This is a genomic window from Maribacter sp. TH_r10, assembly GCF_033101095.1.
Taxonomy (GTDB): domain Bacteria; phylum Bacteroidota; class Bacteroidia; order Flavobacteriales; family Flavobacteriaceae; genus Maribacter_A; species Maribacter_A luteus.
The window spans coordinates 80,634-92,803 of record NZ_JAWMPY010000009.1; the positions used below are offsets into that span (position 1 = coordinate 80,634).

Consider the following 12,170-nt stretch of genomic DNA (forward strand, 5'->3'; position numbering starts at 1 on the left):
GAATATGCGAAGTTTTAGAACAGAAATAGAAAATCCGGTGGTAGAAAAGGATATCATCGAGTTAGAGGCGAAAATCCGTCAGTTTAAAGATGGAAAGCTTGATGAAGAGAAATTCCGAAGCCTTCGTTTGGCCCGCGGTGTATACGGACAGCGACAGTTCGGTGTTCAGATGATTCGCATTAAACTGCCCTATGGTAAGGTAACATCGACCCAACTTAGAAGAATTTGTGAGGTTTCCGATGAATATTCAACCGGTAGATTGCATATTACTACAAGACAAGATATTCAGATACACTATGTGGATTTAGATAGGACACCTGAGCTTTGGGCCCAATTGGAAAAGGATGATATAACATTAAGGGAAGCTTGTGGTAACACCGTAAGAAACGTAACGGCGAGCGAAACGGCCGGGATAGATGTTGATGAACCTTTTGACGTTTCACCGTATGCACATGCCCTTTTCGATTATTTTCTTCGAAATCCCATTAGTCAGGAAATGGGACGAAAATTCAAGGTTTCTTTCTCGGCAAGTGATGCAGATACGGGATTGTCCTATATGCACGATTTAGGCTTCATTGCCAAAGTGGAAAATGGGGTACGCGGATTTAAGGTCATGTTGGGCGGTGGTCTGGGATCACAACCCCGACATGCCGATGAGTTGTTCCCGTTTTTACCTACAAATAAGATTATTCCTTTAATGGAAGGTGTTGTGCGGGTTTTTGATCGCTATGGGGAACGTAAGAGTAGGTCTAGGGCAAGATTAAAATTCTTGTTGAAAGATGTTGGTTTGGAAGGTTTTAAACAATTGGTCGAAGATGAGAAGAAAGCAGTACCTTTAAAGTCATATGCTATAGTTGCCGAAACGTATCCAAAACCTAGTATTTCAACAATAACCGATGTGCCCCAAGTTGAAATAGCTGATAAAGCTGCTTTTGAAACGTGGAAATCAACGAATCTTGTCCCTCAAAAACAAGAAGGGTATGTGGCAATCGGTATTAAGGTACTTTTAGGTGATTTCTATACCGATAAAGCTCGTTTATTGGCAACATTGGTCGAAAAATATGCGGCTGGGGAATTACGTTTATCCCTACGTCAGAATATTTTGATTCCTTATGTGAAAGAAGAATTGGTACCTTTCTTTTATTCAGAACTCTTGAAAATGGGATTTGCGGATGCTGGTTATAATAAGGCAGTTGATATTACTTCTTGTCCAGGAACCGATACCTGTAATTTGGGAATTGCAAGTAGTACGGGAATCGCCACGGAATTGGAAAGGGTAATCAAAGCAGAATATCCAAAATATATTAATAACCCCGATGTACTTATCAAAATTAGTGGTTGTATGAATGCATGCGGGCAGCATAGCATGGCAAACATTGGTTTTCAAGGGATGTCTATAAAAACCAAGGATAAATTGGTTGCCCCTGCATTACAGATTTTATTGGGCGGAGGAAATTTAGGCGATGGTAATGCGGCCTTTGCGGATAAAGTTTTAAAAGTGCCAAGTAAAAGAGGACCGGAAGCCCTCCGCATTATTCTGAACGATTTTGAGGCCAATGGTAATGGGGCTTCTTATGTCACATACTATGCAGAAAAAGGAAAATCCTATTTTTATGACCTATTAAAACATTTAAGCAATTTAGATACGATCACCCCTAGTGATTATATCGATTGGGGTTCAGAGGAAAAATATCAAAAAGCGATCGGGGTAGGCGAGTGTGCAGGAGTGGTCATAGATTTAGTAGCGACTTTACTCTACGAAAGCGAGGAAAAAATCGTTAATGCGATTTCAGCTATTCATGAACAAAAATGGGCGGCCAGTATCTATCATTCGTATACTGCAATGGTAAATGCGGCAAAGGCACTATTGACTTCGGAAAATACGAAAACGAATACCCATATTAGTATAATAGAGGATTTTGATGAAATCTTTGTACAATCCAATCGATTAAAGGTCGAAGGTGGGTTTACCGATATGGTACTTCAAATAAAGTCAAATGAGCCTACTGAAACGTTTGCCAAGAATTACTTGAAGGAGGCTCAAGATTTTCTTGAGAGTATTGATGCATATAGAAAATTAGATTTATCCAATGTTTAAGCAACCCAAATTAACAGTGGTCGGGGCAGGGCCAGGCGATGTGGATTTGATTACCGTAAAAGGGGTCAAGGTCTTGGCAAGTGCCGATGTTATTTTGTACGATGCTTTGGTAGACGATGTCTTGCTGGGTTATGCGCCAAAGGCCGAACATATTTTTGTGGGTAAGCGAAGAGGGTGTTATTCCTATGAACAGGACCAAATAAATGAACTTATTGTAAGTAGGGCATTGAGCCATGGTCATGTTGTACGATTAAAAGGGGGTGATCCATTTGTTTTTGGTAGAGGTGCTGAGGAAATGGAATATGCAGCTGCTCAAGGAATAGAAGTAGCTATGGTTCCGGGTATATCCTCCTCGGTGTCCGTACCGGCTTCCCAACAGATTCCTGTAACCAAAAGGGGTTCATCGGAAAGTTTTTGGGTAATTACAGGGACAACAAAGGAACATAAATTATCTGAAGATGTTCGTTTGGCGGCAAAATCCAATGCTACCGTGGTGATTCTTATGGGGATGAGTAAATTAGGTGCGATAGTTGATCTTTTTAAACAAGAAGGAAAGTCAAATATGCCCATTGCCATTATTCAAAACGGCACTCGAAAAAATGAGAAAGTCGGTGTAGGGACCATAAGTACCATTGTTAAGACGGTTGAAAAGAAGGAATTGAAAAATCCCGCGATCATTATTATCGGGGATGTGGTTAAACATCGAGAACGTATTTCGGAGCTTCAAAATAATTATTCAGAAAGTGATGTACAAGCAGATTTGCCTAACGGAATCAATTTCATAAAATAGGTATTCAAGGTCATTGATTGCTTTATTCTTAAAAACTTTGTTTGGGAATGATAGTAAGGCATTCCGAAACCCTAAATTTCTTTAATCACCTGTATTAGGTACTTGTTATCAGCGATACAATGGTCGATTGTCTTTCATATTGTGAATGTAGAAAGGTTGTCATGGCTATGAAAAGGTAATGTTTGAATGGCTATTCCGACAAATTCAATGAATAAGACAAAAGCAAAAAGCTCGCGGTGGTTTTTCCAGAATTCCTTCGGTAATAAAAAATCATGTAATACACGGTCTAAATGCTTTTAAGGGTGCATTTTAGGGGAACTTTGAGCAAAAGGTTGTAAAGATGAGGGAAGGGTCATGTAGTTTTTGTCTACAAGAGGTGAAATTTAAAGCAATAGCCTAAAACTAAGGTTATTCCTTGTTTTTGAGCAAACAGTGCCGTTAATTTGCAACGAGTTCTTTAATACATTGAAGAAGTTATCAAGAAAGGCGGAGGGACTAGACCCTATGAAACCTTGGCAACCCTTTTTTCCAGTCCGTTACGGGAATAAGAAGGTGCTAAATTCTATCAGGCCATGGGCGTGAAAGATAACCCCATAAAAAGGACATCTGTCTTAGCCCTTTCCTTGATCAATTAAAATAATAGAGCGTTATCATATAGAAAAAATGAAGATGCTTTGGTGTTTTATCATGTTTTATCATGTCTCACAAAATGGTTTTCATAACCTTTGAGGAGCAAAAAAAACGTGCATTTAATGCTCCAAGAATACCGGAAGAAGGGCATTCAAAAAGGGGTTTATGAAAAAAAAGGAAATTAAAGATATTTTTGGCAATCCGAAAACATGAAAGACATAAGGAGTATATTAAAAGAGAGGGTTTTGGTTTTAGACGGTGCCATGGGTACCATGTTGCAGCGCTATAAATTTACCGAAGAGGATTTTCGTGGGGAAAGATTCAAGGACTGGCCGAGTCCCTTACAAGGTAATAATGACCTTCTTTCACTTACCCAACCAGAGGCCATAGCAGCGGTTCATGCAAAGTATCTTGAAGCGGGTGCCGATATTATTGAAACCAATACTTTTTCGGGTACTACCGTAGCCATGGCTGATTACCATATGGAAGATTTGGTATATGAACTTAATTATGAAAGTGCCCGGATTGCAAGAAAGGTCGCAGATGAATTCACGGCAAAAGAGCCTGATAAACCACGTTTTGTTGCTGGCAGCATAGGCCCTACCAATAAAACGGCAAGTATGTCCCCGGATGTTAATGACCCAGGGTTTAGGGCTGTATCATTTGACGAACTACGAATTGCTTATAAACAGCAGGTTGAGGCTTTAGTGGATGGGGGAGTTGATCTTCTTCTTGTCGAAACTATTTTTGACACATTAAATGCCAAGGCGGCCCTATTCGCAATTGAAGAGGTAAAAGAAGAACGTAAAGTTGATGTGCCGGTTATGGTAAGCGGTACCATTACAGATGCTTCAGGACGAACCTTGTCGGGTCAAACGGCAGAGGCATTTTTGATTTCCGTATCGCATATTCCAATACTATCCGTAGGTTTCAATTGTGCACTGGGGGCCAGTCAGTTGGTGCCCCATTTAGAAGTCTTGTCTTCAAAAACCGATTTCGCGGTTTCGGCACACCCTAATGCCGGTTTACCTAATGCTTTTGGGGAATATGATGAAACCCCCGAACAAATGGCGGAACAGATAAAAGAATATTTAGAAAAAGGATTGGTGAATATCGTTGGCGGATGCTGTGGAACTACCCCGGAACATATTTCGGCAATGGCAAGTTTGGTCAAGGGCTTTAAGCCAAGAAAATCTTTGGCAAATAGTTTAGAGTAGAAGTATATGGCATATATTGAATTGAATACACCGTTATTCCTAGCTATGGGTCAGGATTCTTTAAATAGAAATAGTTCTTTGGATTTTCAGGGACAGGGAAAAAACGCAAAGAATTGCATGATGGATTTGTCAATTTTAAAAACAATTTTCGGTAATGAGTGATGCATCCAACATAAGAACCACCGTTGATCATAGTCAGGAATCCAAATATTTGAAATTAAGCGGTCTAGAGCCATTGATAGTTACTCCTGAAAGTAATTTCATTAATGTTGGGGAACGTACCAATGTGGCCGGATCAAGGAAATTCCTTCGTCTTATCAAAGAGGAGAAATTCGAAGAAGCCCTTGATGTTGCCCGTCATCAAGTAGAAGGTGGTGCACAGGTCATTGATATTAATATGGATGACGGACTAATAGACGGGAAAGAGTCCATGGTAAAGTACTTGAACCTTTTAATGGCAGAACCCGATATAGCCCGGGTGCCCATTATGATAGATAGTTCTAAATGGGAGATTATCGAGGCAGGTCTTCAAGTGGTACAAGGTAAATCCGTTGTGAATTCCATTAGTCTAAAAGAGGGTAAGGAACAATTCGTTCAACATGCCAAATTGATAAGGCGTTATGGGGCTGCGGTTATCGTAATGGCTTTTGATGAGGTAGGCCAAGCGGATAACTTTGAACGAAGGGTTGAGATAGCAAAACGCTCGTATGACATTTTGGTCAATGAAGTGAATTTTGCCCCCGAGGATATTATTTTCGATTTGAACGTGTTCCCCGTTGCTACGGGAATGGATGAGCATAGACGAAATGCCCTTGACTTTATCGAGGCCACCAAATGGGTGCGGGAAAACCTTCCTTTCTGTAGTGTAAGTGGTGGTGTTAGTAATGTTTCCTTTAGTTTTCGCGGTAATAATCCAGTAAGGGAAGCCATGCATTCGGTTTTTCTGTATCATGCCATAAAAGCAGGTATGAATATGGGAATCGTAAACCCTACGATGTTAGAGGTTTATGATGATATTCCGAAAGATTTGTTGGAACATGTAGAAGATGTGATTCTTGATCGTAGGGACGATGCAACCGAGAGATTGCTCGATTTTGCAGAATCCGTGGTTGGTAAGGCCAAAGAGAATAAAATCGATCTTTCATGGAGAGAGGAACCTCTGCAGAATAGGATTACTAGGGCTTTGGTCAAAGGTATCGACCAGTATATCGTTGAAGATGTAGAAACCGCCCGTAAAAGTGTAGATAATACTATTGAGGTCATCGAAGGTCATTTAATGACGGGTATGAACGTTGTGGGTGATCTGTTCGGAAGTGGTAAAATGTTTTTGCCTCAAGTTGTAAAGTCTGCCCGTGTCATGAAGAAGGCGGTAGCGTATCTATTGCCGTATATTGAAGAAGAAAAGAAAAACAATCCCGATGCGGTCTCTGGTGGTTCGGCTGGAAAAATTTTAATGGCAACTGTTAAGGGCGATGTACACGATATAGGGAAAAATATAGTAAGTGTTGTTTTGGCCTGTAACAATTATGATATTATTGACCTAGGGGTAATGGTGCCTCCGGAAAAAATCATCGAGGCTGCCAAAAAAGAAAATGTAGATGTAATCGGTTTAAGTGGTTTGATTACCCCTTCATTGGATGAAATGGTGTTTTTGGCTAAGGAAATGCAACGTCAGAATTTCAACGTGCCTTTGCTCATAGGGGGAGCCACGACCAGCAAGGCCCATACTGCCGTGAAGATAGATATTGAATACCAGAATGCGGTAGTGCATGTAAATGATGCTTCTAGGGCCGTAACGGTGGTTGGTGATCTTTTGCAAAAAGAAACCTCCGAAACCTACAAGCAATCGATAAAACTCGATTATGAAACGTTCCGTGATAAGTTTAAGAACCGGGCAAAACATAAAGAATATAGATCTATCGAAGATGCTAGGGCGAACAAGTTTCAAATAGATTGGAAAGGTACCGATCTTGTTAATCCAAATTCAATGGGTATTCAGGTTATCGATGATCTGGACCTGAATAAATTACTGCCGTTCATTGATTGGACCCCGTTTTTCAGAAGCTGGGAATTGCATGGTAGATTCCCCGATATCCTTACGGACAATGTTGTTGGGGAACAAGCCACAGAGCTTTTTGCAGATGCACAGGAAATGTTGAAAGAGGTGGTAGAAAAGAAATTATTGAAGGCAAAAGCAGTTTTCGGTTTGTTCAAAGCCAACACTATTAATGAAGATGATATAGAAATAGAGGCCGATGGAAAAAATTATATATTCCGAACCCTACGCCAACAATTGAAAAAACGGGATGGAGTGCCTAATTTTGCGCTGTCCGATTTCATTGCTCCCAAGAACCAAGGTTTACAGGATTATATAGGATGTTTTTGTGTAAGTGCTGGTTTTGGTACTGCGGAATTGGCCGCGGAATATGAAAAGAACCATGATGATTACAATGCTATTTTGATCAAGGCATTGGCCGATCGATTGGCCGAAGCATTTGCGGAATATTTACACAAGGAGGTTCGTGTTGATTATTGGGGATATGCCAAGGAAGAGCAATTGAGCAATGAGGATCTGATCAATGAGGGGTATAAAGGTATTAGACCGGCACCAGGATACCCTGCATGCCCGGACCATTTGGAAAAATTAACCTTATGGGAAGTATTGGGTGTAAAGGAAAAAATCGGGGTAGAACTGACCGAGAGCTTGGCCATGTGGCCTGCAGCCAGTGTAAGTGGTTATTATTTTGCACACCCTGAGGCCCGGTATTTTGGATTAGGGAAAATAAAAGAAGATCAGGTACAGGATTATGCAGCGCGCAAAGGAATGCCGATTGCGGATGCCAAAAAGTGGTTGGCACCGAATATTAGTGAGGATTAAAGAAGGATTTGCGTTAGGGATAGCAGCGGCATCTTTTTTCGGGACCGTTCAATTGTGTTTGGTAAAATTGTTTTACGAAAAAAATATAGCGAATAGCCCGACCCATTTTGGGGAACGCCAAAAAATGAAATAAGAATACATACTGAAACAAGTTCAGCATATATGAAAGTAACAGACCATATAAAAAATGCCAAAGGCGAGACGTTGTTCTCTTTTGAGTTGATTCCGCCGGTAAAAGGAAGAAATATACAGGAGTTGTATAATAATATCGATCCGTTGATAGAGTTTAAACCTCCATTCATTGATGTAACCACTTCCCGGGAGGAGTATATCTATATTGATCGAGACGGTCTGCTGGATAAAAAATTGACACGTATGCGGCCAGGTACGGTCGGTATTTGTGCTTCGATAAAGCATAAATATCAGGTAGATACCGTTCCGCATATCTTATGTGGTGGATTTACCAAAGAGGAAACCGAATATGTGTTGATCGATTGCCATTATTTGGGAATTGAGAATGTGATGGCCTTACGTGGAGATGCCCGTAGGGAACAGAAATATTTTGAGCCCACTAAAGGGGGGCATGCCTATGCATTGAATTTGGTGGAGCAGATAAATGACCTGAATAAAGGTAAATATTTGCACGAAATGATAGAGAATGATGATAATGCGGACTTTTGTATCGGAGTGGCCGGCTATCCTGAAAAGCACTTGGAAGCACCTTCCCTGCAGTCAGATCTTAAACGATTGAAGCAAAAAGTTGATGCCGGGGCCGATTATGTTGTGACCCAAATGTTCTTCGATAATCAAAAGTATTTTCAATTTGTGGAAGCAGCAAGGAACATGGGCATTACCGTGCCTATTATTCCTGGTATTAAACCCATTGCGGTTAAAAGGCATTTACAATTATTACCTCAGGTTTTCCGTATAGACCTACCCCAGGATTTGATAGATGCCGTTGATGGGTGTGCCGACAATAAAGCAGTTCGTCAGGTTGGTGTTGAGTGGGCCATTCAACAATCAAAGGAGTTGAAAGCGGCCGGTGTCCCGGTTTTGCACTACTATTCCATGGGTAAATCTGATAATATACATGCCATTGCAAAAGAGGTGTTTTGATCTTTTTGAAATTAATTCAATAGGGGAAGGTTGTGTATAGTGCGTTCAAAAGTATTAACTTCGCGCCCTGCGTTAGCATTGTATAATTTTTAGGCACTTCATGAATTTTAGGTTGCTCCCCGTTTTTCTTTTGGTACTCAGTATTGGTTTTTCCCAAACCGAAAATGTGGAGGTTAAAAAACATACCATTGATGTCAACCAGTTTTACGGTTCGGTGTTGCTTCATAACACCGATATATCCCACCTGATTTCTAACCACCCTGCCGGATTGATTCTTAGTTATAACCACAAGACCTACGGGGATGAGGCTTGGCAAGAAGATTTCAATTATCCAGATATCGGTGGTTCGTTCATCTATCAAAACATGAACAATAGTACTTTGGGTGAAAATTATGGACTATATGCCCATTATAATTTTTATTTCTTTCAGCGATTAATGCAGTTTAGAATAGGGCAAGGAATTGCCTATAATACCAATCCATATGATAAATATGAGAACTTCAGGAACAATGCCTATGGCTCCCGATTACTGAGTTCTACCTATTTAATGTTGAATTATCATAAGGAGAATATATTTAAAGGACTGGGTTTTAAGGCTGGTATTACATTGATCCATTATTCAAATGCCAATTTCAAGGCTCCCAATACATCGACCAATACTTTTGCTTTTAATGCCGGTTTAACGTATGATTTGGACGGAGGTCAGGAAATAGCTTTTTTGCCGACACGTGAAAAGGTGAAAATTACAGAACCTGTTAAATACAATTTGGTTTTTAGGGCCGGGTTGAATGAAAGTGATGTAATTGATATGGGACAATATCCATTTTATATAGTTTCGGCATATGCCGATAAACGCATCGGAAGAAAGAGTGCCATCCAAATAGGGGCCGATGTTTATTTTTCCCGCTTTTTGAAGGAGCTGATTCGTTTCCAGTCCATCGCTTTTCCTGAAAACGGGGTTTCGGCTGATGACGATTATAAACGGGTCGGGGTATTTTTAGGGCATGAGCTTTTTATCAATAGAATGTCCGTAATTACACAATTGGGTTATTATGTATACTATCCTTTTGATTTTGAAGGGCGTATGTACAATAGAATTGGCCTTAAGCGTTATTTTGGTAAAAAGATGTTCGGTGCTGTCACTTTAAAATCGCACGGAGCCAAGGCAGAGGCCGTAGAGTTTGGAATAGGCATAAGGTTATAAAAGATGTTAAATTGAAAATAAAAAGAACACTTAATTATCAAAACAAGATACCCTTGAATATGTTCAAGGGTTGCATGATTGTTTGTTTGTTTTTCTTTCTTTCGTGTGATAGTGAAAATGCCCCGGATTGCCTTCAAGATGCGGGAGATATTGTTCGTTCCGAATTCAGTTTGCCTGCTTTTACCAAGATAACGGTCAATGAAAAGGTTGGTCTGGTTTTGAAACAAGGTGATACACAGAAGGTTGAAATTGAAACAGGGGAGTTTCTGCTGGATGAGGTTACTGCGGAAGTCGTTGATGGTAGATTGGTGTTGGGCAACGATATTGGTTGTAACCTTTTTAGGGACTATGCGCTTACAACGGTTTATGTAACGGCCCCGAAAATCACAGAAATTAAAAGTAATACGGGTTTGGCCATTAAAAGTGATGGTGTATTAGGTTATTCAAACCTTACGCTGTTTTCTGAAAGTTTTTCAGACCCAGAAGCAGAAACCACTGATGGGGAGTTTGATTTGGATGTGGACACCAATGGTCTGGCTATAACTACAAATGGCATTGCATACTTCAAATTAAAAGGAGCCACAAATAGTCTTAATATACTCGTTGCCGCAGGGGATTCTAGGATTGAAGCGGAAAACCTTGTGGCCAATTCGGTACAATTGAACCATCGTGGCACCAATGATATTCAAGTTAATCCACAAGAATCTATTTCCGGAACTATCCGTGGTACTGGTGATGTGATCAGTTATAACCGACCTGATACGGTCGATGTTGGGGAATTGTATACAGGAAAGCTTATTTTTAAGGATTGATTCCAAGGAAAAGGTGTTTTCCGATTTCCAATGAATGATCAATACTTAAAACTATCATTTTAATACCTATAAAAGTGTGGTATAGTTGAATTCCTTCCTTACATATCTGAAAAGCATATTTACTTCTGAAAGTGAATTACACCAACAACCAAGTTTAAAAGGTAAAGCAAAGGTTGATGATTTACTGAATACCCTTATTGCAGAAAAAAAGTTGCCAGGATTGGCCATTACCGTACGTAAACAGGGAGAGGAGGTATTTCAAAAAGGCTATGGCTTTGCCGATATTGAAGCAAATATAAAAGTAGATCCAAAGCGTACGGTTTTCAGGATAGCAAGTGTTTCAAAGAACATAGCGGCCACTGCACTGGCTCAAATGGTAAAGGAAAACGGGATAGATTTGGATGCCTCTTTATATGACTACGTTCCTTATTTTCCGAAGAAGGAATATGATTTTACTATTCGGCAATTGGCGAACCATACTGCAGGCATACGGGGATACAAAGGAATGGAATATGGATTGAACCAACCATTTTCCATAAAGGAAAGCTTACGGATATTCAAAGATGATGACCTGCTTTTTAAACCTGGTACGGATTATCATTACAATAGTTTTGATTGGGTATTGATTTCCTTGGCAATGCAAGAAGCCAGCGGTGTTTCCTTTGAAAATTATGTTCGCGAAAAAGTATTGTTGCCGATGGGGCTCTTGAATACCTTTGGGGAACCCATTGAATCTGATAAAATCGAAATCGATGAGGAGGTTGCCGGGCATATGGCTACTTTTTATTCCAGAAGAAAATCAGGATTTAGAAAGGCAATGCCTGTAAATAACCATTATAAATTAGCAGGGGGTGGCTATTTGTCAACTTCTGAAGATATTGCGAATTTCGGTCAGGCATATTTGAAAGATGGTATTTTAAAAGATAAGGTGATTTCCGAATTTTTAACTGCGGAGAAGATTGGAGGAAAATCTACCTATTATGGTCTGGGGTGGCAAGTTAGCCTTGATGCAAGCGGAAGATCTTATTTTGGTCATGTAGGGAATGGTGTTGGAGGGTATTCCAATCTCTTCATTTACCCTAAAGAGGAAATGGTTTTTTCTATTTTGACCAATTGCACCAACCCACGTATTCAAGATGTTTTGGATGCGGCGGTAAATACTTTCCTTGTTGATTCCCAATAAAAAGTATGTTTTTAGAGAAAAATAAACAACGGAATTGGTTTTTTTAGAAAAATTCAAAAAAAGACCGACTTTGGATTTGTTTTTTAAATTTAATAATTACCTTAGTCCCAGATTTACAAGATAATGAGCAAGCAGTATTTCTTTAACAGTTTTTATTTTTTCTTCTTTTATAAAGGAGGAACGGGACTGTTGTAGTGTATTGCTAGTACTAAAATATAACATTGAGTCCCGTGAAAAACGGG

Annotated in this window: 8 protein-coding genes and 1 riboswitch; all 8 genes read left to right on the forward strand. The window is 39.9% G+C overall.

Going from position 1 to position 12,170, the window contains the following annotated elements; translation table 11 throughout:
- The first annotated feature begins 4 nt into the window (after nucleotides 1-4).
- The 8 genes from R3X28_RS17065 to R3X28_RS17100 all read left to right on the forward strand — a co-directional run bounded on the left by R3X28_RS17065 (nucleotide 5) and on the right by R3X28_RS17100 (nucleotide 11,928).
- Nucleotides 5-2,098, forward strand: coding sequence for a nitrite/sulfite reductase (locus R3X28_RS17065; RefSeq protein WP_154369009.1), 2,094 nt, complete (start codon nucleotides 5-7; stop codon nucleotides 2,096-2,098).
- On the forward strand, nucleotides 2,091-2,888 hold the full coding sequence (cobA, locus tag R3X28_RS17070) for a uroporphyrinogen-III C-methyltransferase (RefSeq protein ID WP_317665949.1): 798 nt from the start codon (nucleotides 2,091-2,093) through the stop codon (nucleotides 2,886-2,888). The genes R3X28_RS17065 and cobA overlap by 8 nt, the downstream gene beginning before the upstream one ends.
- Nucleotides 2,889-3,359: 471 nt before the next feature.
- Nucleotides 3,360-3,480: riboswitch (SAM riboswitch) on the forward strand.
- Nucleotides 3,481-3,727: 247 nt separating this feature from the next.
- Nucleotides 3,728-4,735 (forward strand): homocysteine S-methyltransferase family protein, encoded by a 1,008-nt coding sequence (locus tag R3X28_RS17075; protein WP_317665952.1) that lies wholly within the window; start codon nucleotides 3,728-3,730, stop codon nucleotides 4,733-4,735.
- Between the two features lie 154 nt (nucleotides 4,736-4,889).
- Nucleotides 4,890-7,613 (forward strand): methionine synthase, encoded by a 2,724-nt coding sequence (gene metH, locus R3X28_RS17080; RefSeq protein ID WP_317665954.1) that lies wholly within the window; start codon nucleotides 4,890-4,892, stop codon nucleotides 7,611-7,613.
- A gap of 162 nt (nucleotides 7,614-7,775) precedes the next feature.
- Nucleotides 7,776-8,729 (forward strand): methylenetetrahydrofolate reductase [NAD(P)H], encoded by a 954-nt coding sequence (metF, locus tag R3X28_RS17085; protein ID WP_154369001.1) that lies wholly within the window; start codon nucleotides 7,776-7,778, stop codon nucleotides 8,727-8,729.
- Between the two features lie 100 nt (nucleotides 8,730-8,829).
- Nucleotides 8,830-9,933: an acyloxyacyl hydrolase gene (locus tag R3X28_RS17090; RefSeq protein WP_317665957.1), complete on the forward strand. Its 1,104-nt coding sequence runs from the start codon at nucleotides 8,830-8,832 to the stop codon at nucleotides 9,931-9,933.
- 11 nt (nucleotides 9,934-9,944) lie between these two features.
- Entirely contained in the window at nucleotides 9,945-10,745 is an 801-nt protein-coding gene (locus tag R3X28_RS17095) for a head GIN domain-containing protein (RefSeq protein ID WP_317665959.1), read from the forward strand.
- Nucleotides 10,746-10,830: 85 nt separating this feature from the next.
- Nucleotides 10,831-11,928: a serine hydrolase domain-containing protein gene (locus R3X28_RS17100; protein ID WP_317665961.1), complete on the forward strand. Its 1,098-nt coding sequence runs from the start codon at nucleotides 10,831-10,833 to the stop codon at nucleotides 11,926-11,928.
- Nucleotides 11,929-12,170 lie beyond the last annotated feature (242 nt).